The sequence below is a fragment of the Bradyrhizobium sp. BLXBL-01 genome (assembly GCF_051853025.1).
Lineage (GTDB): Bacteria > Pseudomonadota > Alphaproteobacteria > Rhizobiales > Xanthobacteraceae > Bradyrhizobium.
In genome coordinates, this window is record NZ_CP182471.1 from 5,372,110 (window position 1) to 5,394,584 (window position 22,475).

Below are 22,475 nucleotides of genomic sequence, written 5' to 3' on the forward strand. Positions count from 1 at the left end.
TCGTCGCAGCCGGACGGAAATTGTTGCAGCGCCGCAAGGCGTTACAAGCGTCACGGAGAAGACGAGATTCGAAACAGCGACTCCTTGGCAGCAAAGGCATACGGTATCGGGCTGCCAAACGCTGCGAATGAACATTCACAAGCGCATTTTTTGATCAATTGTGGTCACCAGCCTTTCGCGTTATGCAACCGCCTGGGGAAAATCTTGCGAAGCATTTCATGATCGAGCGGCGCGCTCCTGCCCACACTGTGCCGGCGGTTGCCCGCCGCGATGTCCTTCGCCTTGCAGGTGCATCGGTCGCGGGCTGGATCGCGCTCGGCGCAACGACCGATCGCATGCGGATCGTCGCCTCGCTCACCGCATTGCCGCTCGACGACGAGCTGACCAGACGCGGCATGATCGACAGCGCGAGCTCTCGCCTGGGCAACCTCGTCGCCGGCTTGCGCCAGCGCGGCTGGGTTGAAGGCGTCAACTTCCGCCTCAAGCTTCGTTCGACCTTCGGCGCACCGGACAGGCTGAAGACGGCGGTCCAGGAATTGCTCGACCTCAGGCCGGACGTGATCCTGACCGGGTCGACGGTCGAGACCGCCGCCGTGCTTGCCGCCACCAAGACCATCCCGGTCGTGTTTGCGACCGCCAACGATCCGGTCGGCAACGGCTTCGTCGAAAGCCTGGCGCATCCCGGCGGCAACGTCACCGGCTTCACCAACAGCACCGCCGAGATGGGCGGCAAATGGCTCCAGCTGATCCGCGAGGCCGTGCCCGACGTCGCGCGCGTCGGCGTCCTGTTCAACCCGGCGACCACACCGCGCGGCGGGCGCTTCTTTCTCGACTCGATCGAGCAGGAGGCCGCAGTGTCCGGCGTGTCCGCGGTGCCCGCCCCCGTCAACGCGCCGACGGAGATCGATGACGCCATCAGGCGCTTCTCCGAATCGCCCAAGGCGGCGATGCTTGCGCTGGTCGACAGCTTTCTCGTGGTCAACCGGCAGGCGGTCGTCACGGCAGCCGCCAAATACCGCGTGCCCATGATCTATCCGTTCCATTACTTCATGGATGCCGGCGGGCTGATGAGCTACGGACCGACGCTCGAGGTGCGCTCGGCCGATTATGTCGATCTCATCCTGCGCGGCACCAAGGCCGGCGATCTTCCGGTGCAATCGCCGCGCAAATACGAGCTCTTGATCAACCGCACGGTCGCCCGCACGCTCGGCTTGACGATCCCATTCACGCTGCTCGCGCGCGCCGACGAGATCCGCGAGTGAACGAGCCGGTCGACCAGGGACCTTCGCGGACGCCTCCCGGCCGGTTGTTCAGGAAATATCTCTACTCGATCGTCGCCCTCGCCTTTGCCGCGCTCGCCATCAACACCGGCTTCGACGTCTGGTTCTCCTATCGCGAGCAGAAGCAGCTGCTGGCGGCGACCCAGCGCGAGCAGGCCGCCTCCGCAGCGATCCAGATCGGCCAGTTTATCGGCCAGATCGAGAACCAGATCAGGTGGCTTGCGCGCCTGCCGCCGGAGCTGTCGACCAACGAGGACGAGCGGCTGAACGCCATCCGCCTCCTGCGCCTCTCGCCCGCGATCGCCGAGATCGCCCAGCTCGACGCGCAGGGCCGCGAGCAGGTGCGTGTGTCGCGCCGTGTCGCAGACAGGATCGGCAGCAAGATCGATCTCTCCACGACGCCCGCCTTCCGCGGCGCCAATGACAGCCGGGCCTATTACGGACCGGTCTACTTCTTCGGCGACACCGAACCGTTCATGACGCTCGCCACGCGCGGCACCGGCCGCGCTCCCGATGTGATCGTCGCCGAGGTCAATCTGCGCTTCATCTGGGACCTGGTCGCCGGGATCAGGGTCGGCAACACCGGCAAGGCCCATGTGGTCGACCGCAAGGGCGTCTTGATCGCGCATCCCGATTTGTGGCGGGCGCTCCAGCGCAGCGATCTCTCCGGCCATGCCGACGTCCGCGCCGCGCTCGACGGCGTCGGGCCGCCTTCGGGCGGCCTCGTCAAGGAGGATCTGTCCGGCCAACGGGTGCTGTCGACCTATGCGACAGTGCCTTCGCTCGGCTGGCTGGTGTTCGTCGAGCTGCCGCTCACCGAAGCCTACGCGCCGATCTACGCCTCGATCGGCCGCTCGACCTTCCTCCTCGTCATCCTGCTGGCCGGTGCGGTGTTGGTCTCGCTGGTTCTCAGCCGGCGCATGACCGTGCCGATCCAGTTGCTGACCCAAGGAGCCAAGCGGATCGGCAGCGGCGACCTCAACTCCCGGCTCGCGATCAAGACCGGCGACGAGCTGGAGGCGCTCGGCGAGCAGTTCAACCGCATGGCGGCGCATTTGCGCGAATCCTACGCCACGCTCGAGCGCAAGGTGATCGAGCGCACCTCCGAGCTGGAAAAGGCGCGCGACCACGCGCTCGCCGAGCACGACGCCGCCGAGCGCGCGCGCAGCGCGGCGGTGGCGGCCAACGAGACCAAGTCGCGCTTCCTGGCCGTCGTCAGCCACGAGCTGCGCACGCCGCTCAACGGCGTCATGGGGGTCCTGCAATTGTTGGACGACGGCAGCCTCAGCGAGGCCCAGCGCCGCCACCTCGCCACCGCGGCGGCGTCGGGCCAAACGCTGATCGCGCTGGTCGATGCAGTGCTGGAATATGCGCGCCTCGAAGCGAGCACGGAAATTCTGGAGACGCGCGACTTCCGTCTCGACCAGCTCATCGAAGCCGCTGTCGACCTGATGCGCCCGCAAGCCCGGGACAAGGGCCTGCGCTTCGACCTCGCCTGCGATGCGACGGTCGACGTCGCCGCGCATGGCGATCCCGTCAGGCTCAATCGCATCCTGCTCAACCTGATCGGCAACGCGATCAAGTTCACCCCGAGCGGCGGCATCGGCGTGAGCGCGGCGGCCGAGCGGCGCGACGATCACCTCCTGCTGCGCATCAATGTTCGCGACACCGGCATCGGCATCGCGCCCGAGTTGCACGAGCGGATCTTCGAGGATTTCGTCCAGGCCGACGACAGCATCGCGCGGCGGTTCGGCGGCACCGGCCTTGGCCTTGCGATCGCGCGCCGCCTCACCCGCCTGATGCGCGGCGAGCTCAAGGTCGAGAGCGCGCCCGGCGCGGGCAGCACGTTCACGCTCCAAGTGCCGCTCGGTCTTGCCGGCAACAGCGTAGCGCAAGGCGCGCTTGCGCCGCCGTCGCGGCAGCTCCGCGTGCTCCTGGTCGACGATGACCCCGTCAATTGCGAGGTCGGCGCAGCCATCCTGCACCGGCTCGGCCACCACGCCACGATCGCGAGGAACGGCGCCTCCGCCATCGAGCTCGCCCGCGATCAGGCCTTCGACGTCATCCTGATGGACCTGCACATGCCCGACATGGACGGCGTCGAGGCGGCCTCGCGGATCGGCGAGCTCGGTCTTGCCAAGATGCCGCGCCTCGTCGCCGTGACCGCCGACGTCTCGCGCAGTGCCCGCGATCGGCTCGCGGGCGCTGGCATCGCCAAGGTCGTGAGCAAGCCGATCCTGATCAACGCGCTACGCGAGGCGATCGAGGATGATCAGGCAGTCGAGCCGGCAGCCGCGCAACTCGCGGCCCACGAACTGATCGATCGGGTTTTCCTCGACGACCAGCGGGAGCTGCTGGGCGCGACGCAAATCGACAAGCTCCAGCAGCTTCTCCAGCAGACGGGCGAGCGACTGATCGACGACATCGCCACGGCCGCGGCGGCCGGCGATCACAAGCAGCTCGCGCGATCCGCGCATCAGCTCGGCAGCGCGGCAAGCGCGCTCGGCCTCGTCCGCCTGTTCGAGCGCTGCCGCGAGGTCGAGGAAGCCGCGCCCGCGATGCCGCTGCAGGAATGCCCGAGTGCCGCTCGCGAACTCGCCGCGCTGCGGGAAGCGTCGATGAGCGCGCTTGACGATCTGCTCCGCCCCGCCGAGCAGCGCTTGCTCGGCTAGCGCGAGTCCATAAATCTGCAGAGCGGACGGCTTGCCAGAGCCCGCTATCCCTCGACAGCAGCCAAATTCGCCATGGCGTCTGACCTACGTCAGTATGGTCACGTCATACCCCCGCACAATGGCGATGACCAGGTGCTCTTGCTATCTACCAACGCAGAATGAAACGCAACGGAACCGGCCCCGCGAGCCGGCAGTTGCAGGACAAGTCCGGTGGCGTAGCGCCCACCGGCCTTTCTCCTGATCGAGCGGCAGCATGCTGCTTCGAGACCCTGGCGTCGACCGTCACACTTGGCTGCTGAGAGTACGCCATGAGAAACATCGCCAATCTCCTCACGCGGTTTTGGCAAGGGAGCCAGCCTGCATCCGATGCTCAGGTTGCGGCCGAAGCCGAACACCCAGATCAATCCAGCATGGCTGATTTTGTCCGCATCCTGCAGGCCTACGATCAAGACCCGTGGGGCGACGGCGCCCGCCCGTGACACCGTCGCCGCAGCAGATCAGCGCTGAGGCCGGGCTGCGGACTGTCTCCAGTCAGCTGGTCAACAGGATCAATCTTCCGACTCCAATGGGTCTTGAGCGGGTCGCCCGGCCAGCAACGTGCCGCCGGCCGGGCCAACACCCACACGAGGAATCAACTTCCTTCGTGCCGGAAACCTGTGACCATTGCGCTGTCATGAGCCCGACGTTTTAACGACGAGCTTTATATTTAGCAGGTTGACGCCTTTGAACGGGTTCGGCGCGCTTTCGATTGTTCCCGTACCCGTGGCGTTCGCATAAGCACCTGTGCCCGATAGGATCGTGTATTCGCCCGTTGATTTTCCATCTTTGGCCGAACCAGTGTAGCGCGCCGTGATCGAGCCCTCCTCGAACGTGTAAGTGCTATAGCCGAAGAAGGGACCCGACCCTTTAAGCAGGTCCGAAGTATTCACGAACTCTTTCACTCCGATGCGGCCATCGCTGAAGACGGCAACCCCAAAGAACTTACCAGACACAACCGTCTGTCCTTCGACGTTTGCGGCCTCGATGACCTTGAGGTCGATCGGCTTCGTGATCAGCTTGAACTCAAGCACCCGCTCGCCGGCTAAGGCGGGTGACGCCGCGACCGCCAATGCCAGTCCGGAAAGGAGAAAGGTGAGAGACTTCCGCATAGGCTCCTCCTGCGCTTGTTGAAATCAAGTCGAGAAGTGCCGGCGAGCTACACATCGTGCCGCCGCTTTTCGCTGCGGCATGGAAGACAGCCCTCGGCGACGCCCCGGCAGCGGCTGAAGCTCTCTGGTCCTAAGGCGCGAAGCCGGGACGCAAGTATGAGTCCGAGCGAGCGGAAGAAAGTTCAGGTTTCCGCTGCGGTATAATAGTGTCCAGCCAACTATGCGGGACTCTCAGTTGAGTCGACACGGGCGACATGATCGAGCTGATCAAAACCTGCTTCGAAGGCGCTCTTCGGCATCTGGCCCAAGCTCGACCGGTCTCGCGCTTTGCGGCAAGACCACTGACCTCTTCCCTCTAGCGGGTCGTCGCTTTGCGCCCGCCGGCTTCGTCCTCCTCCCGCCCAAACCGCTCCACCAGGAAATCGATGAGCAGCCGCACCTTCACTGACAGGTGCCGGGTTGGTGGATAGACCGCATAGAGCGCTAGCGGCGGTGCGGAATAGCTGTCCAGCACCGTCCGCAGCTCGCCCTTCCGCAACGCATCGGCGGCGATGAACTCCGGCAGCAGTGCCAGGCCCCGGCCCTTGATCGCGACGTCGCGCAGCACCTCCGCGTTGTTGACGCAGAGCGACCAGGCCGGCTGGATCCAGTGGTCGCCGTCGCTGCCTGTGAGCTTCCACTGATTGCCTGTGAGCAGGAAGCCGTAGGTCAGCGAAGCATGCTCGCGCAGATCCTGCGGATGTTTTGGCGTGCCGTGGCGCGCCAGGTAATCCGGCGAGGCGCAGATCATGCGCGCCACCGGCATGATCTTGCGCGCGATCAGGCTGGACGATTCCAGCTCCGCGATCCGCAACGTCACGTCAAAGCCGTCCTGCACGGGATCGAGCAGATCGTCGCTGAGCACGATCTGGAGCTGAAGCTCCGGGTAAAGCGCCATGAAATCGGCGAGCACCGGCCCGAGCCGCATCGTGCCGAACGACATCGGCGCGTTGACGCGGAGCAGCCCCCGCGGCGCCGATTGCGCCTGCGTCACCGCCTGGTCCGCCGCCTCGATCTCCGAGAGGATCACGACCGCGCGCTCGAAATAGCGCTGGCCGTTCTCGGTCGGGCTCGCGTGCCTTGTGGTGCGGTTCAAGAGCTGGACGCCGAGGCTCTCCTCGAGGTCGGCGATGTACTTGCTGATCGCCGAGCGCGACAGCCGCAGCTGCCGGCCGGCCTCGGCAAAGCTGCCGCTTTCCACCACCTTTACGAAGGCCCGGAGGCTGCCGAGCTTATCCAAGGGGTCGCCCCGCCGATTGTTTCCAAATCGTAGACATAGTCGTCATATTTGCATGGATTGTCTCCAATCCAAAGCGGAACGATATTTCCGGCCAGAGCAAGACCGCTCCCCGAATCTGGAGGACGACAATGTCTGGACTGCACCATGTCACCGCGATTGCCGGCGATCCCATCCGCAATTTCGGCTTCTACACCCGGGATCTCGGCCTGCGCTTCGTCAAGAAGACGGTCAATTTCGACGATCCCGGTACCTATCACTTCTATTACGGCGACGAGACCGGCCGTCCCGGCACCATCCTGACCTTCTTCCCCTGGGCCGGCGTCTCGGCCGGGCGCCGCGGCGTCGGCGAGACCCACCAGACCGCCTTTCGCGTGCCGCAACGCTCGCTCGGCTACTGGACGCAGCGCTTCACCGAGAAGGGCATCGCGTACGAGGCGCTGGAGAAGCGTTTTGGCGAGTCCGTGCTGCCGTTCACCGATCCTGATGGCATGGCGCTCGCGCTGGTCGGCGTCCCCGGTGCCGAGAACGAGCCGGGCTGGAGCAATGGCGACGTGCCGGCCGAGCATGCGATCCGCGGCTTCCATGGCGTGACCCTGCTGCTCGACAGCGCGGCGAAGACGGCGGCCGTCCTCACCGACGTGTTCGGCTTCAAGGAGACCGGGCGCGAGGGCTCGGTGATCCGCTTCAAGGCGCCGGGCGATGCCGAAGGCAGCGTGGTCGACATCTACGAAGCCAAGGGCTTCCTGCGCGGGCACCAGGGCGGCGGCTCGGTGCATCACATCGCCTTCCGCGCGGCCGATGATGCCGAGCAGGGCCAGATGGCGCAAAAGCTCGTGAGCAATCACGGCCTGCACCCGACCGAGCAGCGCGACCGCAACTACTTCCGCTCGATCTATTTCCGCGAGCCCGGCGGCGTGCTGTTCGAGATCGCGACCGACATCCCCGGCTTCGCCGTCGACGAGCCGGTCGCGACGCTGGGGCGTGACCTGAAGCTGCCGAGCTTCCTCGAGCAGCATCGCAAGCAGATCGAGGGCGTGCTGCCTAGCCTGGAAGAGACCGTGTCATGACCGAGACTGCATTCATCCATCGTTTCGAGCCCGCGGCCAGCGCGGGCTCCCCTCCGCTGCTGCTGTTGCACGGCACCGGCGGCGACGAGAACGACCTGCTCGGCCTCGGCAAGATGATCTCGCCCGGCTCTGCCCTGCTCTCGCCACGCGGCCGCGTGCTCGAGCACGGCATGCCGCGCTTCTTCCGCCGCCTCACCGAAGGCGTGTTCGACGAGGAGGACGTACGCCGTCGCGCGAACGAACTCGGCGACTTCGTCGCGGAGGCACGGCAACGCTACGGCATCGCCGCGCCGATCGCGGTCGGGTTCTCCAACGGCGCCAACATCGCGGCGGCGCTGTTGCTGCTGCAGCCGGACGCGCTTGCAGGCGCGATCCTGCTGCGCGCGATGGTGCCGTTGTCCGATCCGCCCAAGGCTGATCTTGGCAACAAGCCGATACTGCTGCTCTCGGGCCAGGCTGATCCAATCGTGCCGGCGAGCAATTCGGCGCGGCTCGCCGCGCTGCTGTCGCAGGCAGGTGCGAGCGTCACCCACAAGGTGCTGCCGGCGGGCCATCAATTGTCGCAGGCTGACGTGACGCTCGCCCGCGACTGGATCAGCAAGGCCGACGCGAAAGCCGCATGATCAAGCAGCGGCGCATCGTTCGAACGATGCGCCGCTGCCATCACTCGAACCAGCCGCGCCGCTTGAACCAGATCAGCGGCAGCACGCCGCTGGCGATGACCGCGAGCCAGGCCAGCGGATAGCCGAAGCTCCAGTCCAGCTCGGGCATGTGCTTGAAGTTCATGCCCCAGATGCCGACCATGATCGTCGGCGGCACGCCGACGACCGACACGATCGTCAGGATCTTGAACAGCTCGTTCTGCTGGATGTTGATGAAGCCGAGCACGGCGTCGAGCAGCAGCTGGATCTTGTCCGATAATCGCGTCTCGTAGTCGCTGAGCGAGACGACGTCCTTGGACACGGCCTCGAGGCGCTTCTTCGACGACGCCGTGATCCACTCGCTGCCGACGTCGCCGGCAAACGCGGCGATGCGGCCCACCCCGAGCAGGACATCGCGCGCCTTGGCGAGGCGCTCGGCCAGCTCGCCGACATTCTCCAGGGCCTCCCGCATCCTGCGACTGGAGCGCACCGGGCGCTGGGTGCGCACCAGCCCGCCCTTGAAGACCCCGCGCGAAAGCTGATCGACCTTGGCGCCGAGATGCTCCAGGACATCGGCACCGCGATCGATCATGGCCTCGAGCAGGCTGACGAACACGCACATGCCGTTCTCCAGGCTGTCATCGGAGCCGACGCGCTTGCCGATGTCGTCGAAGATCGGCAGCTCGGCAAAGCGCACCGTCATCAGCACGTGCGGACCGATGACGAAGCCCACCGGCGTGATCTCGGCCTCGTTGGCCTCCGTGACCCGCACCGCCGGCGAGCTGAGATAGAGCGTGCCGCGATCAAAGATCAGGCGGCTCGACGCCTCGATCTCGCTAAGCGAGTCTTCCGAGGGAATGCGGATGCCGAGCAGCCGCTCGACGAACTGCTTTTCCTCGTCGGTGCCGTTCAGGAGATCGGCCCAGATGATCTCAGAGGGCATTTCCGCGCCGATGCCGTGCCAGTCGTCGGACGGCCACCTGTAAAGCCTGAGCAAGAACCGAACTCCGTGGCCGCATCGTCATGCCGGATGGCGCATGTCCCTCATCCGCGGACTAACGCATGAGAGTTCCAAACGTTCAAGACCTCTACGTGACAGCAATATTCACGCCGCTCACCGATGCTTCCAGGGGACATCGGAGATACCGACCGGAACACGGCCGAGCGATGCACGTTGAACAAACGCGCGGGTGATCCATGGATACGCGTAGTGCATCCCGACATGACGACTTTCCTCGGTGTTGAGGCCTGCGACTTGACCACCGCACCGCCGGCGGCCGACGCGATCCTGTTCGGCGCGTCGGATGCCACCCCGTACCTTGCGGGTCAGACCAGCCATGCCGCAAAAGCGCCGGACGTCATCCGCCGCGCGCTGCGTCACTACGAGAGCGATCTCACCCGTTGGGATTTTGACCAGGACGCCGAGTTGCTCGATTCCAGCAAAACGAGGGACTTGGACGGCGGAAACGTGCCGACCGACCCAATGACTCCGCAGAGCAACCGTGAGGCGATCAGAGCAGCCGCGCAAGCCGTTCTTTCGGTTGGCGCCGTTCCGATCCTGCTGGGCGGTGATGACTCCGTCCCCATCCCTTTCTTCGAGGCATTCCAGGGCAGCAAGGGACTGACGATCGTGCAGATCGACGCCCATCTTGATTGGCGGGATCAGCGAAACGGATCGGGCTATACCTTCTCCAGCACGATGCGGCGCGCCAGCGAACTACCCTGGGTGAAGCGCATCGTGCAGGTCGGCTTGCGCGGCATCGGCGGCTCCGGTCGTGCCGAATTCGATGATGCAAAGGCCTGGGGCGCGAAGATATTCACGGCAAGACATGTCCAGCATCACGGGATCGCAAGCGTGCTCGACGCGATCGAGGATGACGCCGAGTGCCTGATGACCATCGATTGCGACGGTCTCGATCCATCGGTCATCCCGGGCGTGCTCGTCCCACAGCCCGGCGGACTGTCCTATTTCGACGTGGTCGATCTCATACGGGGAGTCGCGGCAAAGTCCAGAATAGTCGGCCTGGATGTCGTCGAATTCGTTCCCGAGCGCGATGTGCAGAATTTGGGAGCGATTGCGGTCGCGCGGATCATCTGCAATGCACTGGGTTGTGTTCGGCGGCGGAAGGTATAGCTGCTACGGCATATGAATCGTGGCGGCGACCGGTGCGCACGCCTCGTCCTTCGAGACGGCGCTTACGCGCCTCCTCAGGATGAGGCTCATCAGCGTCGGTGCCTGCTAGAACTGCAGCCACGCACTCCGTCCTCATCCTGAGGAGCCCGCCAAAGCGGGCGTCTCGAAGGATGGCCGCAGCGAAGGCTCTCAAATGCTCCTGGCGCAACAACATAAATCTAGGTCCACCATCCGTCACCGGGATAGGCAACACTATCCGCGGAAGAGATTTCCATCCCCACGCCCCTTCGAAGACGGCTGGCGTAGAACGCGAGAGGCGCTCCCTCATCGTGTCGGCACCAGCGCACCTCGCCGATGAAGAGCGTGTGGTCAGCGATATCGATCGATTGGACCACATCGCAGGCGAACTGCGCGATTGCCTGCGGGAGCACGAAAAATCCTTGGCGCGGGACGAGCGGCGGTGCGTCGCGCAACAAAGGCCTTCCGGCAAAGTGCGCGCACAGCGCAGCGTCTTCCGCATGCAGGACATTGACCGAATAGATGCCGGACTTGGCCACAGCCTGCCACGTCCGCCCGTGCATGAGAGAGACAAGCACAGTCGGCGGATTCGCTGAAATGGTCGTGAAGCTGTTGGCGGTCATGCCGAGCGGCGCGCCATCCTGGTCGACGGTTGCGACGACCGTAATGCCCGTCGCGAACCGCGATGCGGCTGCCCGAAAACCGGCCGGTTCGGCATGATGGCCCATTACGCGCCTTCGATCTTGAAATGGCAGAGCGTCGCCCCCCTGGGCGAATAGTTCGGCACGTCGGCTGCGACCTTCCGGCCGATGCTTGAGCCGAGCGCCGCCTCCATCGCAGCAGCGTCGGGGAAGAATGCCTGGAAGATGCAGAAAGGCGCCTCCCCCGGTCCGAGTCGGTGGGGGAAAGCGTAATGATGACGCACCAGACCGGGCAGTGTCGCTGCGAGGGGGACGTGCTTGTCGACGTAGTAGCCCCTGAAGGCCGCTGGATCGTCGGGCGTCGGGTAAAGAACGGTCAGGCAGTGCATTGGCGTTCCTCTCAGACATGGTTCAGCCAACCGCCCGGGAGCAGGACTGCTTCCGTGTGGCGGTTCGCCGTCAGGCGGCGATCCTGCCGCTTCTGTCGATCCAGGCGTGGATGCGCTTGTCGCTCGCCAGACGATCCCACTGGCGCTCCGGATAGTTGAAGTTCTCGGTGAACTCGTCGCAAAGCTCCCGGTCCTGCGACATGGCGAAAATCAGCCGGCCCATGGCTTCCGATGGCGGCTGCAACATCATGTTGGTCCAGCGGGCAGCGGCAAGCACGCGGTTCTCGCGTGCGCGGTCGACGTCCTCGACGAAGCGCGCATCGAATGCCACCGCCTCGACGATCGCCTTGCCGAGCTCGAAGGCCGCATATGAGGCCATGTTGGCGCCCTGGCCCATCAAGGGATCGACGACGGAGTGAACGTCGCCCAAGGCAATCGCAAGCTTGTCGCCGTCGAAAGCCACCCAGGACTGCCGCACCGTTGGCACCACCGCGCCTTGCAGCAGGTCGAGCGGCTGGGCCAGCCCGAAGCGGTGCGTGTCGATCCGGTCGTAGGTGTGCGGATGATGCTTTTCCAGCTTGTCCAGAAGGGTCTGGCGGAATGCTGCCGGGTTGGCATCGTAGCTGAGCGAGACCAGGTCGGCCATGTCGCCGCCGGGAATGTTTTCCATCAACAGCGCCGTTTTCATGCCGCCGAAGGTCAGCGTGGGAATGACGATCATCTCGCCATGGCCGGGCGAGACGGACAGGGTGACGCCACGCGGATCGTCGCCATCCGGGCTGCCGTGATCGACGCCGTCGTACAGGCCGACGCAAAGCAGGCGCTGCGGCCGACTGTACGGAGAGAGTTCGGGCCGGTGAGCGAACATGCGCCCGAGGGCGCCTTTGCCGGTGGAGACGACGAGAAGGTCGAAGCGCGAGACCAGCGCGGGGATGTCGTCATCCTGAATGCTGGCATATTCGATCCGACCGCCACGATCCTCGAAGTCCTTCATCAGTGCCGGCAAGTAGATCCGATAATCCACCGCGCGGCTCGGCCGCCGAAATGCACCGCGGAACAGGAGCCCACCGTCCGGGAAATTGAAGTAATGATCGTGGTGGTGATAGACCAATTGGGGATCGTCCCAGTGGTTCACGCCGAGCTCGTTCTCGCGCGCGATGGTGACGCTGTGATGCGCGACGGTGTTCATCAGCCGTGTCGCCGCATATTGCTCCGGGGCGCGGTCCGTCAGCACGGTTGCCGCGATGCCATGCTTCTGCAGGTAGAGTGCCAGATGCAGGCCGCCGATGCCGGCCCCGAGAATGCCGATCGATTTGCTCATTCGTGTCCTCCCCTGAACGCGAGAAAGGCTAGACCGGACCAGCCATGCCGTATATGGAATGGTGAGAATATTATAAATTCCGGCGAGGAATGAATGGACCGGATCGAGGCGCTGCAGACCTTCATCCGGGTGATGGAGGCAGGCAGCTTCACCCAGGCCGCCGACGACCTCGGTTTGGGGCAACCGGCGATCAGCAAGCGGATCGCGCTGCTGGAAGCCGAGTTTCGCTGCCGGCTGTTCGTGCGCACCACGCGCAAGGTGCGGCCGACCCCGGAAGCGGACCGCGTGTTGAAGTACGCCAAGGACATCGTCGCGCTGCTCGAGAGCGCCGGCGCTCCGACGCAGAGCCGGATCGGCAATCCGTCAGGGACGTTGCGGATGACGGTGCCGACGTCGTTCGGCCGCTTCTTCTTCCGTGAGATCTTCGCCGAATACACCCGTCGCTATCCTGATGTCCGGCTGGACGTCAGTTTTACGGAACAGTTTGTCGACCTCATCGAAACCGGGACCGAGCTTGCGATACGGATCGGCAGCCTCAATTCCAGTTCGTTGGTGGCGCGGCGGGTGGGCACGATCAAACGCCGGCTGGTGGCGGCGCCCGCGCTGCTCGCGCGTCATCAGGTGCCCTCGCTGCCGGATCATCTGCGCCGCATGCCCTGCGTCACCTACTCGCGCCTGTCGCAGAAGAATCAGTGGACGTTCGAATCCGAAACCGGCCGTTACGTCGTGGACATCGCGCCGGCGATGACCTGCGACGATGCGGACGTGATGACGTTGGCTGCATTGGAGGGGATCGGCGTCGCCGTGCTGCCGAACTGGTGTACCGTCGAGCACATCGCGGCCGGCCGTCTCGTCCATGTGCTGCCCGACTTCGTCGTGCCGCCGCTGCCCATGCATGTCGTCTATCCCGACCCGCAATGGATGTCACACCGGGCGCGACTGTTCCGCGATCTGATCATCGAACGTGCGGACGTCTTTGCACTCGGATGATCGCTTTCGGCACCCACAGAAACTGGCTCATTCGATTTGCCCAGCGGTCGGGCGCTTCCGGTTTACCCCGGTTTCCGGACAACTCGTCGCTACGCCCTAACGGAAGCGATGGGCCATGAACGGACTCATGCACCGCAGCAAACAACAGCTCTATTCGATCACTTCATCGGCGCGGGCAAGCATCGACGGCAGCAAAGCTAGGCCGAGGGCCTTGGCGGTCCTCAAGTTTACGACGAAGTCGAACTTGGCCGGCTGCTCCACCGGAAGATTAGCGGGTTTTGCTCCACGCAAAATCCTGTCGACGTATTCGGCAGCGCGGCGATACAAATCCGTAAAATTCGGCCCATAAGACATGAGGCCACCCGCTTCGACGTGCTCTCTGGCGTTGTAGATTGTTGGCAGTCGCGCTCCCATTGCTAAAGTCTGGATCTGATCGCGGTGGGTATTCACAAGCGGATCGGCAACTATATACAATGCCCCTGCACCACCTTTTAGCGCCTCGAAGGCAGACGGGATGTCCTCTGCTTGACGAATTGTGAGGATGTCGGTCTCAAGACCAAGCCTCGCCGCCGCCGCTTGCACCTCACTAAGCTCCAGTGCAGACAAGGAATTGCCAATGTTCCCAATAGCTGCCAAACGCCGAAGACTTGGCATGGCCTCGCGCAAAAGTTCTAGGCGCTTGCCGGCAAGATCGGTTGCTACCGTCGAGAGGCCCGTGACGTTGCCGCCAGGTTTCGCCAAACTCGCAACCAGTTTGTTTGCAACTGGGTCTCCCGCCACCGCGAACACGATCGGAATAACCGATGTTGCCTGCATCGCCGCGATAACGTTTGCGGTCCCCGAGGTTACAATGACATCGACTCTAAGCCGAACGAAATCCGTCGCAAATTTAGCGAAGCGTTCACTGTTTCCTTCGCCCCACGCATACTCAATCGCGACGGTTCGCCCCTCGATCCATCCGAGTTCACTCAGTCGCTTCAAGAATGCAGCAAGCCGTTGGCGCTCGACCGAAGGGGTGCTCTGACCCAAGAACCCGATGGTTGGCAATCGAGGGGATTGCTGCGCGCGGCCCGTTACCGGCCGCACGGCCACCAGACCAGCAAGAGCACCAAGCAAATCCCGGCGCCTCATACCTACCTCAACCGCAGACGACGGCATCATATGACTGAGGCCAGCGTTTTGGTAGGGATGAAACCGGCTTCGCCGCGGTCCGATGTCCGAGTTGGGTCAAAGTGCGAAGAACTCAAGTGAGCAAATCTGGTCCGCTATGCCTCGGTGAGCGAACCTCCTGGCGAGGTGCCACCACTTCGCCGATGGGCCGACAGCGGACCCATGCGCTGCAGCAATTGCGACCCTATTCGATCACCTCATCAGCGCGGGCAAGCAGCCCCGGCGGCACGGAGAGGCCGATCGCTTTCGCGGTTCTTAGGTTGATCATCAGTTCGAACTTTGTGGGCTGCTCCACCGGGAGGTCGGCGGGGCGTGCGCCTTTGAGAATGCGGTCCACATAGACCGCAGCACGCCCGATGAAATCGGACATGTTCACCCCATAGCTCATCAGGGTGCCGGCCTCAGTGAACTCCCGGAGGAAGGTTATGACCGGCAATCGCGCCGCTATCGCAAGTTCGGCGAGCTTGGCGCGATGGGGCGTGAAAGGAGATGTCATAATTGCAAGGCCATCCATGCGGGCCCGCGCCATCTCGGCAAACGCATGATCAAACTCTTCAGGACCTCGCGCTTCGAACAATTGAAGGCGAATGTTCAACGAGTGCGCGGCGATCTGAAGCTCCTCCATCTGCAATGCAAGACCCGCGTCGGCCGGGTTGCCAAGGACCGCAACTGCGGTGATGTGAGGAGCGGCCTGCTTCAGAATTTCCAGAAGTTTGCCGATAATTTCCATCCCTACCGAGGCGGTCGTCCCGGTGACGTTTCCACCGGGCTCGCTAAGGCTGGAAATGAGTCCCAGCTTCACGGGATCGGTCGGGAAAGTCATGACGATCGGAATACGGCTGGTCGCGTTTTTTGCTGCCAAGACCGCTGAGGTGGCCGGTGCAACGATCAGGTCTACGTTGAGCGCCACCAGCTCCCTTGCAAGCTCGGGCAACCAGTCGATGTTTCCCTCAGCCCATCGATATTCAATGATGAAGTTCTCGCCTTCAACCCAACCCAGTTCGCGCAGCCTCCGCAAGAACGCCTGGAGCGGACGCTGGACTGATTCCCGGGTGGGGGCGCTTAGATAGCCGATGCGAAAGACCTTCTTCTGTTGCGCAAGGCCGGTCGCCGGCAAGGCCACCGCGGCTCCCAACACCAGGATGAACTCCCGCCGCCTCATTGAGCCCCCGCTAGGAACCACACCATCGGCGCCTGCAGCCTACCACTTTGTGGCAAGACGGCGAGCAAGAATGGGGCAAACAACCGGCTCTAGATCCTGCTAGCGAATGTCCGCATTGTCCACAAGCGGGTATCGCCGCGCTCCCCGACCTTGGTCGGGTTTCGGCCGAAACAGCCGACATTCCGATGCTTGAGATAGAACAGCTAGCGGCCAACAGCGGAAGTGCTGGTGGAATGACCCGCCGTCAGCGCGACCTCTCAATGTCGGCTTCAGTCTCGATACTACTTCCACATGCGACGCAAAGAAAAACGTGACGCATTGTCGGACCATCTTTCACCAATTGGGAGCGGGACCACTTCATGATAGTCCCGCACCCAGAGCACATTGGAGGTCTCATTCCGCTGGAATAGGCATCCGAACTTGCGATATCTTCTAGACCTTGTGCGACCGAGCTATAGCTCTTGGCGATATGTTGTAATGTTTCGCGCCTAGACTCATTGCCGACTTGATCGGCCATCTGTAAAGCTTCGGCGGCCTTGTCCCGAAAGCGCGTGGCGTTTTCCAAACCAGTACGCGCCTTCTGACGGAGTTTGCCGGGCGAGGTCAACCACTCGCTCATATGCGAACCGGTTTCGGCCTGGCGGGCCTTCCGCGGAAGTTGCTCGCGCTCGGGGCCGCGCGGCAGAGACTTCGCCTCGTCGCGCAGCCGATTGGTTTCCTGACGAAGCCGTTCTTCGAGAGAATGGCTCTGCTTGAAGCGACGGCGCTCTATCATGGCGCTGCTCCATTGGTAAGTTAAGCGGAGCGCAACTGGCGTTCACACACACCGATAGAGGTCTCGGACCACTCAGTGATGGAACAAAGTGGAGCTTAGAAGAAGACAAGGCCAACGGTTTATTTCGTTCCGCACACGGAACTATCCAGGAACTACTCAAAAGGAGCCGAATTGGCCAATACCCACATTCGCTTTAGGAACGGCCAACCCGGCGGCTCATTGAAGATTGAGGGACGTCAGTGCCGCGACACGCTGGCGCCAGCACGTTAGTGCCGCAAGGCTACAGCCATGCACGACATGCAAACCCACCTAGAAAAACTCCTCACCGAAGCGGAGGAGTGCGCGCTTATCAGCAGACGCCACGCAGCCGACCAGTCGAAGAAGGAGTTGTTTGCTGATCTCTCCTCGAACCTATTGGGGCTCGCCACCAAGTTGGAACGCGCGATCCAAGAGCGTCAGGACTGGTCTAACAGGTAGGTGCATCGGCGAGCCTTGCCTGCGTCTCGCACCTGGCGCTCAGAGAGTAGGTCTAATCGCGACAGGCGATCGGTAGTCAATGATCAGGTTCTTCCCTTCAATCCGGCCATGATCGCGCAAGCTTCCCTGCCCACGTTTGAACAGCGGCAACTACATGGTCGCACCATCAAGATAGCCAATCCGGCGAGCGGCCCCTCGGCCCACCAACGCGCGGCGAGACAAGCAGTGCCGCACTAGTTGCCGGAGTTCCTAACTGGCTGCTCTGCTACGTCTCGCAGGGTGCGGACCCGCTCCGCCCGGCGCGCGAGTTCCTCATAGGTCTTAGCGACGTTACGCAAGCTTTTCCTTGTCTCAGGATGCTCGCAGTTGTCCGCCTTCGCCCGAAACTCCTCCGCTCGCATCTCCCAGTAGTGAGGCGAGTGCATACGCTCGATACCCATGACGCCAAATTTCCTGAATTGGTCGTTCATGCTGATTAATGTACGTTCAGTCCAAGTGTTCCGCTCCTACCCAGGGAACGGTTAGGTCGTTCCTCAGCCTAGTGAGCAAAAGCGATAAGGATCACGCCGGAGAGCCGGCCTGGGTCAGCTTCGGGTCACAAGCGGCGGTCGGGCAAGCTCTAGCCCGCGTCCGCTCTGGCTCCCTTAGCCGACATAGCAAATGCCTCAGCCCGGTTCGGCTAAGGGCTAGGAGCGGACATGGCAATTCACTGAGGCTTAACGGGCGTTGCTAGCCGACCTAAGACAGCCTGAGCTTCGTCAAAAATCTCCTGCACGATCTCCGCTGCAGGCTGTGTCTTATGGACGAGCGCAACGCTCTGCCCGGCCCAGAGCGACAGTGCATCGATGTCACCCTCGGCATCGGCTGCTGGTGTATAGGATCGATAACGGACGATTGGGCCACGAGATTTCGAGGTGGCGACGACCTCGCCCTCACCCGGCCGCTTTCCCGAAACTGGACGCCCGGCGGCTTCCCAAGCCGCGACAGTGCTGTTGCGCAATACACGGTGAGGAGCCTTTGGCCATCCGATGTCAAATAGCTCTTCGAGATAAACGGTATCGTCTTCTGTTGCTCGAAATATTCGCTCGCGATAGTGGGGATGAATTTCCACTTCAGTGCTCGCGAGGAAACGGGTCCCGATCCAGACCCCCGAAGCGCCGAGCGCCAAGGCAGCGGCAAGTCCACGACCATCCGCAATGCCTCCCGCCGCTATGACTGGGACACGGCCAACAGCATCGACCACTGCGGGTACAAGTGCCATCGTCGCGACCTTCCCACGCACATGGCCACCTGCCTCCCATCCTTGTGCAACGACGATGTCAACCCCGCATTCTACTGCTCGGCGCGCGTCCTCGGCGGTGCCAACCGTATGAAGTACGACAGCGCCGCCCGCCTTCGCACGGGCCACAAGCGCGGAAGGGTCGCGCCAGAAGAAGGAGATAATCGGCACGCGCTCCTGCAGGCAAGCGTCAAGGCGCTCTTCTTGCGCGAACTCTAGGTTTAAATTGACGGCGAATGGCTTGCTTGTAAGGGCTTGAGTTTCGCGAATTTGCCGACGCAACGTTTGTATGTCCGCTCCCCATAAAGCCAAGGTGCCCAGCCCACCGGCATTGCTCACTGCTGCAGCAAGAGCGGGACCGACCGCTCCGCCCATTGGGGCTTGAATGATAGGAAGTTCGATCCCAAGACGCGTGCACGCTGCCGACATCACGAGTGTGGTCCTCCAGTTTCAGAGCACAGCAAATCAAAGCATGAAGGGCCGCCCGCCGACTAGGGCTGGCTTCCGCTTCAGGTCACAAAGCGCCCTCCCCAGGGCAGGACGGCGCGTCCGCTGCATCTGCGAGAACAGACAGCGGATTTGTCAGCACATGCCAGAGCGGCGCACCCACAGTGCACTCTAAAGCGCCGGCAGGCCGGGCGGCGGCTTGCGCTTGGCGGAGGCCTGTTCAAAGGCGTAGGCCAAGCGCAGCAGCTTGTGCTCGCTCCAGGCGCGGCCTGCGAAGGTGACGCCGAACGGATAGTCGGGCGTATCCTTGCCGTCATCTGTCCCCGAAACGAACCCGCCCGGCACCATGACGCTGGGATAACCCGCCTTGGCGGCAATTGCGGCGCCGTATGCGCCGGGGAACAGGACGGCGTCGAGCTTGTGTCGGCTCATATAGGCATCCATGCCGCGCGTCTTGGCCGAGAGCAGGTCCATGGCGCGTGCGGATTTGTACTCGCGCTCGCTGAGATCGCCCCTGGTCATCTCCGCGGCGAGAAAGTGGTCCTGGCCGAAACGCAACGCCCTGTCCGCATTCGCCTCGTTGAAGGCGACGATGTCGGTCATGGTCTTGATGTCGGTGTTGGTCGCCCACTCCTTCAGATACAGATTGAGGTCGTGCTTCATTTCATAGAGGAAGACGACCGGCGGTCGGGCGATCGTGCCTTTGTGGGCGCTCAGCGGATTGCGGTTGAGCACGGCCATGGTCGTGCCGGGCCCGCCGATCCAGCCGGGCGTCGGCATGCTGGCACGCACGATGACGGCGCCGAGATCCTCCAGCACCTGGATCGCTTCGGCGATCAGCTTGACCCTGTTGGGCAGCAGCTTGCCGTAAAAGCAATCGTTCAACGGGTCGGCAGGGTCGCTCGGCACGCCGATGCGCGCACCTTTCATGACGTCGGCGGCAAGGCCGTCGGTGAAATCGGCCGGCCGCCGCAGCTTTTGCGTCGTCGCGTCGAGCGGATCCTTGGCCGCCAGCACGTTCAGCAGCAGCGCCGCGTCGCGCACGGTCCGGGTCATCGGCCCGGCGGTGTCCTGGCTGTGCGCGATCGGCACGATGCCGGCGCGGCTGATCAGGCCGACCGTCGGCTTCACGGTGACGAGGCCGTTCTGGCTGGCGGGAAACAGCAGCGAGCCCGAGGTCTCCGTGCCGATCGAGGCCGCGCACAGACCTGCCGCCACCGCGACCGCCGAACCCGCGCTCGAGCCTCCTGGGCTGAGGATCGGGATACCATGCTCGTCCATCTGGTCCGGCGCATAGGGGTTCTTGACCTGACCGCCCAGCGACGAATAGCCGGCGGGCATGTCGACCGCGAGCATGTTGGAAAATTCGGTCAGGTTCGCCTTGCCGAGGATCACCGCACCGGCCTCGCGCAGCAGCTTGACGAGCGTCGCATCGTCCCGCGCACGCGCGCCTTCCAGCGCCAGCGAGCCCGCCGTGGTCGGCTGCGCGTCGCCGGTCGCGATGTTGTCCTTCACCAGGATCGGGATGCCGGCCAGCGGCCGCTTGGCCGACGGCTTGACGCCGTCAAGTCTGCCTGCGATCGCGAGCGCGTCGGGATTGAGCGCGCGTACCGCGTTGAGCTTGGGCCCGCCGCGGTCGTAGGCTTGGATGCGCGCGAGATAAGCTTTGAGCAGCGCCGTGGCAGTGACATGCCCATCAGCCAAGGCATGAGCGATATCGCTCATCGACGCATGATCGAGCCTTGCATGATCAAGCTTTGGGGAGATCGGCGCCTCGGCGCGGACGGCCGCCGCGGCAATGCCGGCATCGCGGCGGGATGGCTTCTTCACGGCTGTCTCGCCTTGCGGCGCGTCCCTGACCACGAGACCGCGACGATGCCATCATGCCAGTGTTTTGCCCGACGGGTCAACGACCGGCGCATCACCTGATCACGCGCGACGCAAGCGCGCAAGCCATTGAAATGACTAACCCCGGCTACTGTGCATGGGGTTGTTTTTCAGGTTTTGGTTGGAGCTGTGTCCTCTCCCACGCGTGGAGAGGACACGGAAACGGACGCCGCCTACTCCCAATACCACGTGGAGAAGTCGTTCTCGAATTGCGGCACGTCCTTCCAGACGCCCTTCAGCTTCTTGGCTGTGATGGTGATGAGCTGCGGCTGGTACAGGTAGGCGGAGACCGCGTCGGTGGCGAGCATGCGCTGGGCGTCGCCGAGCAGCTTTGCGCGGGCGGCTTCGTCCGGCGTCGAGACGATCTGCTTGTAGAGCGCGTTGAAGGCCTCGTTGTTGTAACCGAGGTAGTAGTCCGACTCGGTGATCTTGACGAGGTCGAACGGCTCGACATGGCTGACGATGGTCAGATCGAAATTGTGCGGGCCATTGCCGGCGAACACCTGCGACAGCCATTGCGCCCACTCGACGTTCTCGATCTTGGCGACGATGCCGACCTTGGCGAGCTGGGCTGCGGCGATCTCCCCGCCCTGCCGCGCATAGGACGGCGGCGGCAGCTTGAGCGACAATTCGAGGGGCGTGGTGACGCCGGCTTCAGCGAGCAGCTTCTTGGCTTTCTCCGGATCGTACGGGTTGATACCGGTGGTGTCGACATAGCCGAGCGCGCCCGGCACGTAGAAGCTGCCGATCGGCGTGCCGAAGCCGTCGACGGCGCCGTCGATCATGGCCTTGCGGTCGATCGCGGCAAGGATGGCGCGGCGGACGCGGACGTCGTCGAGCGGCTTCTTGCGGTGGTTGATCGCAACGATGGTCTTGGCCCGGGAGCCGCCGACCTGGACGTTGAAGCGCGGATCGGCCTTGAACTGTGCCAAGGCGCGCGCCGCGGCGACGCGCGGGAATGCATCGACGTCGCCCGACAGCAGCGCCGCCACCTGCGCCGCCGGATCTGAGATGAAGCGGATCGTCACCTTGGACAGCTTGATCGCGGAGGCGTTGCGGTAGTCGGCCCATTTGTTCAGCGTGATCGAAGAGCCCTTGGCCCAGCCGCCAAGCTGGTACGGTCCGGTGCCGACCGGCTGCGTGACATTGGTACCCGCGCTCTTCGGCTCGACGATCGAGCCGCCCGCCTGGCCGAGCAGGAACGGCAGGTTCGGCTCGGAATATTTCACGGTGATCACGACGGTGTCGGCGTCGGGCGTCTCGACCTTCTCGAAGGCCTGGTACAGGCTCTTGTCCTTGTTGGTGCTGGTCGGCGCCGCGTTGCGCTCGAACGAAAACTTCACCGCCGCGGAATCGAACGCTTCGCCATTGTGGAATTTGACGCCCTTGCGCAGCTTGAACGTATAGGTCTTCAGATCGGGCGAAGCGGTCCAGCTCTCGGCCAGCAGCGGCGAGACCGAGCCGTCCTCGTTGATCTTGGTCAGGGTCTCGTAGATGTTGTAGAGCGTGACCTCGGCGATCGCGGCCGCGGCGGCGTTGGTGGGGTCGAGCCCCGGCGGCTCCAGCGCCATCGCCATGACGACGCTGTCCTTCTTGCCCTGCGCCAGCACCGGCAAAGGCGCCGCGACGAGCGCAGCGGCAAAGGCGACGATCGATAGTTTCCTGAACATGCGCAAACTCCCCGGCCAATCCTGTTTC

20 protein-coding genes are annotated in these 22,475 nt (G+C 63.5%); 8 read left to right on the top strand and 12 right to left on the bottom strand.

Annotated features, from left to right (window positions below):
- Positions 1-218: 218 nt before the first annotated feature.
- From ACNJYA_RS25045 to ACNJYA_RS25055, 3 genes are all read left to right on the top strand, one after another.
- Positions 219-1,262, top strand: coding sequence for an ABC transporter substrate-binding protein (locus ACNJYA_RS25045; protein WP_439400891.1), 1,044 nt, complete (start codon positions 219-221; stop codon positions 1,260-1,262).
- Positions 1,259-3,952 (top strand): ATP-binding protein, encoded by a 2,694-nt coding sequence (locus tag ACNJYA_RS25050; RefSeq protein ID WP_439400892.1) that lies wholly within the window; start codon positions 1,259-1,261, stop codon positions 3,950-3,952. Before ACNJYA_RS25045 ends, ACNJYA_RS25050 begins: the two co-directional genes overlap by 4 nt.
- Before the next feature lie 308 nt (positions 3,953-4,260).
- Entirely contained in the window at positions 4,261-4,431 is a 171-nt protein-coding gene (locus tag ACNJYA_RS25055) for a hypothetical protein (RefSeq protein WP_439400893.1), read from the top strand.
- A gap of 192 nt (positions 4,432-4,623) precedes the next feature.
- Here the strand turns inward: ACNJYA_RS25055 and ACNJYA_RS25060 are convergent, their stop codons facing one another.
- A complete protein-coding gene (locus ACNJYA_RS25060; RefSeq protein ID WP_172784359.1) occupies positions 4,624-5,100 on the bottom strand; it encodes a hypothetical protein in 477 nt (158 codons plus the stop codon).
- Positions 5,101-5,455: 355 nt separating this feature from the next.
- On the bottom strand, positions 5,456-6,379 hold the full coding sequence (locus ACNJYA_RS25065; RefSeq protein ID WP_172784358.1) for a LysR family transcriptional regulator: 924 nt from the start codon (positions 6,377-6,379) through the stop codon (positions 5,456-5,458).
- A 128-nt stretch (positions 6,380-6,507) separates the two neighbouring features.
- Between ACNJYA_RS25065 and ACNJYA_RS25070 the strand changes: the two genes are divergently transcribed.
- Together ACNJYA_RS25070 and ACNJYA_RS25075 are read left to right on the top strand one after the other, a co-directional pair.
- Complete coding sequence (locus tag ACNJYA_RS25070) at positions 6,508-7,446, top strand: ring-cleaving dioxygenase (RefSeq protein ID WP_439400894.1); 939 nt, start codon at positions 6,508-6,510, stop codon at positions 7,444-7,446.
- Entirely contained in the window at positions 7,443-8,069 is a 627-nt protein-coding gene (locus tag ACNJYA_RS25075) for an alpha/beta hydrolase (RefSeq protein ID WP_439400895.1), read from the top strand. The genes ACNJYA_RS25070 and ACNJYA_RS25075 overlap by 4 nt, the downstream gene beginning before the upstream one ends.
- Positions 8,070-8,109: 40 nt before the next feature.
- On the opposite strand, the gene ACNJYA_RS25080 is transcribed toward ACNJYA_RS25075, so the two are convergent.
- Positions 8,110-9,084 carry a magnesium transporter CorA family protein gene (locus ACNJYA_RS25080; RefSeq protein ID WP_439400896.1) on the bottom strand — a complete coding sequence of 325 codons (975 nt, stop codon included), beginning with the start codon at positions 9,082-9,084 and terminating at the stop codon, positions 8,110-8,112.
- Between the two features lie 225 nt (positions 9,085-9,309).
- Between ACNJYA_RS25080 and ACNJYA_RS25085 the strand changes: the two genes are divergently transcribed.
- Positions 9,310-10,221: an arginase family protein gene (locus tag ACNJYA_RS25085; RefSeq protein ID WP_439400897.1), complete on the top strand. Its 912-nt coding sequence runs from the start codon at positions 9,310-9,312 to the stop codon at positions 10,219-10,221.
- Between the two features lie 218 nt (positions 10,222-10,439).
- Here ACNJYA_RS25085 and ACNJYA_RS25090 read toward each other — a convergent pair whose 3' ends face one another.
- From ACNJYA_RS25090 to styA, 3 genes are all read right to left on the bottom strand, one after another.
- Entirely contained in the window at positions 10,440-10,967 is a 528-nt protein-coding gene (locus tag ACNJYA_RS25090; protein ID WP_439400898.1) for a flavin reductase family protein, read from the bottom strand.
- On the bottom strand, positions 10,967-11,269 hold the full coding sequence (locus ACNJYA_RS25095) for an EthD family reductase (RefSeq protein WP_439400899.1): 303 nt from the start codon (positions 11,267-11,269) through the stop codon (positions 10,967-10,969). Before ACNJYA_RS25095 ends, ACNJYA_RS25090 begins: the two co-directional genes overlap by 1 nt.
- A 70-nt stretch (positions 11,270-11,339) precedes the next feature.
- Positions 11,340-12,590 (bottom strand): styrene monooxygenase subunit StyA, encoded by a 1,251-nt coding sequence (gene styA / locus ACNJYA_RS25100; protein WP_439400900.1) that lies wholly within the window; start codon positions 12,588-12,590, stop codon positions 11,340-11,342.
- A gap of 93 nt (positions 12,591-12,683) precedes the next feature.
- Between styA and ACNJYA_RS25105 the strand changes: the two genes are divergently transcribed.
- On the top strand, positions 12,684-13,580 hold the full coding sequence (locus ACNJYA_RS25105; protein WP_439400901.1) for a LysR family transcriptional regulator: 897 nt from the start codon (positions 12,684-12,686) through the stop codon (positions 13,578-13,580).
- Positions 13,581-13,730: 150 nt separating this feature from the next.
- Here the strand turns inward: ACNJYA_RS25105 and ACNJYA_RS25110 are convergent, their stop codons facing one another.
- The 3 genes from ACNJYA_RS25110 to ACNJYA_RS25120 all read right to left on the bottom strand — a co-directional run bounded on the left by ACNJYA_RS25110 (position 13,731) and on the right by ACNJYA_RS25120 (position 16,687).
- Positions 13,731-14,711, bottom strand: coding sequence for an ABC transporter substrate-binding protein (locus ACNJYA_RS25110; protein ID WP_439400902.1), 981 nt, complete (start codon positions 14,709-14,711; stop codon positions 13,731-13,733).
- A 223-nt stretch (positions 14,712-14,934) separates the two neighbouring features.
- Positions 14,935-15,912, bottom strand: a complete 978-nt coding sequence (locus tag ACNJYA_RS25115) for an ABC transporter substrate-binding protein (RefSeq protein WP_439400903.1) — start codon at positions 15,910-15,912, stop codon at positions 14,935-14,937.
- A 244-nt stretch (positions 15,913-16,156) separates the two neighbouring features.
- Positions 16,157-16,687 carry a hypothetical protein gene (locus tag ACNJYA_RS25120; protein ID WP_439400904.1) on the bottom strand — a complete coding sequence of 177 codons (531 nt, stop codon included), beginning with the start codon at positions 16,685-16,687 and terminating at the stop codon, positions 16,157-16,159.
- A 288-nt stretch (positions 16,688-16,975) separates the two neighbouring features.
- On the opposite strand from ACNJYA_RS25120, the gene ACNJYA_RS25125 reads away from it, so the two are divergent.
- Complete coding sequence (locus tag ACNJYA_RS25125) at positions 16,976-17,164, top strand: hypothetical protein (RefSeq protein WP_172784347.1); 189 nt, start codon at positions 16,976-16,978, stop codon at positions 17,162-17,164.
- A 706-nt stretch (positions 17,165-17,870) separates the two neighbouring features.
- Here the strand turns inward: ACNJYA_RS25125 and ACNJYA_RS25130 are convergent.
- The 3 genes from ACNJYA_RS25130 to ACNJYA_RS25140 all read right to left on the bottom strand — a co-directional run bounded on the left by ACNJYA_RS25130 (position 17,871) and on the right by ACNJYA_RS25140 (position 22,447).
- The gene (locus ACNJYA_RS25130; RefSeq protein WP_439400905.1) at positions 17,871-18,818 is read right to left on the bottom strand and encodes an NAD(P)H-dependent flavin oxidoreductase; all 948 of its coding nucleotides are present in this window, start codon (positions 18,816-18,818) and stop codon (positions 17,871-17,873) included.
- Between the two features lie 243 nt (positions 18,819-19,061).
- Entirely contained in the window at positions 19,062-20,720 is a 1,659-nt protein-coding gene (locus ACNJYA_RS25135) for an amidase family protein (RefSeq protein ID WP_439400906.1), read from the bottom strand.
- A 230-nt stretch (positions 20,721-20,950) separates the two neighbouring features.
- Positions 20,951-22,447 (bottom strand): ABC transporter substrate-binding protein, encoded by a 1,497-nt coding sequence (locus ACNJYA_RS25140; protein WP_439400907.1) that lies wholly within the window; start codon positions 22,445-22,447, stop codon positions 20,951-20,953.
- Between the last annotated feature and the right edge of the window lie 28 nt (positions 22,448-22,475).

Bases quoted from the DNA above. Each gene is read 5' to 3' on its own strand.
- ACNJYA_RS25070 (WP_439400894.1), top strand. From the start codon at position 6,508: ATGTCTGGACTGCACCATGTCACCGCGATTGCCGGCGATCCCATCCGC.
- ACNJYA_RS25085 (WP_439400897.1), top strand. From the start codon at position 9,310: ATGACGACTTTCCTCGGTGTTGAGGCCTGCGACTTGACCACCGCACCG.
- ACNJYA_RS25110 (WP_439400902.1), bottom strand. From the start codon at position 14,711: ATGAGGCGCCGGGATTTGCTTGGTGCTCTTGCTGGTCTGGTGGCCGTG.
- ACNJYA_RS25075 (WP_439400895.1), top strand. From the start codon at position 7,443: ATGACCGAGACTGCATTCATCCATCGTTTCGAGCCCGCGGCCAGCGCG.
- ACNJYA_RS25140 (WP_439400907.1), bottom strand. From the start codon at position 22,447: ATGTTCAGGAAACTATCGATCGTCGCCTTTGCCGCTGCGCTCGTCGCG.
- ACNJYA_RS25045 (WP_439400891.1), top strand. From the start codon at position 219: ATGATCGAGCGGCGCGCTCCTGCCCACACTGTGCCGGCGGTTGCCCGC.
- styA (WP_439400900.1), bottom strand. From the start codon at position 12,590: ATGAGCAAATCGATCGGCATTCTCGGGGCCGGCATCGGCGGCCTGCAT.
- ACNJYA_RS25125 (WP_172784347.1), top strand. From the start codon at position 16,976: ATGCACGACATGCAAACCCACCTAGAAAAACTCCTCACCGAAGCGGAG.
- ACNJYA_RS25095 (WP_439400899.1), bottom strand. From the start codon at position 11,269: ATGCACTGCCTGACCGTTCTTTACCCGACGCCCGACGATCCAGCGGCC.
- ACNJYA_RS25115 (WP_439400903.1), bottom strand. From the start codon at position 15,912: ATGAGGCGGCGGGAGTTCATCCTGGTGTTGGGAGCCGCGGTGGCCTTG.
- ACNJYA_RS25130 (WP_439400905.1), bottom strand. From the start codon at position 18,818: ATGGGCGGAGCGGTCGGTCCCGCTCTTGCTGCAGCAGTGAGCAATGCC.
- ACNJYA_RS25120 (WP_439400904.1), bottom strand. From the start codon at position 16,687: ATGATAGAGCGCCGTCGCTTCAAGCAGAGCCATTCTCTCGAAGAACGG.
- ACNJYA_RS25105 (WP_439400901.1), top strand. From the start codon at position 12,684: ATGGACCGGATCGAGGCGCTGCAGACCTTCATCCGGGTGATGGAGGCA.
- ACNJYA_RS25060 (WP_172784359.1), bottom strand. From the start codon at position 5,100: ATGCGGAAGTCTCTCACCTTTCTCCTTTCCGGACTGGCATTGGCGGTC.
- ACNJYA_RS25055 (WP_439400893.1), top strand. From the start codon at position 4,261: ATGAGAAACATCGCCAATCTCCTCACGCGGTTTTGGCAAGGGAGCCAG.
- ACNJYA_RS25090 (WP_439400898.1), bottom strand. From the start codon at position 10,967: ATGGGCCATCATGCCGAACCGGCCGGTTTTCGGGCAGCCGCATCGCGG.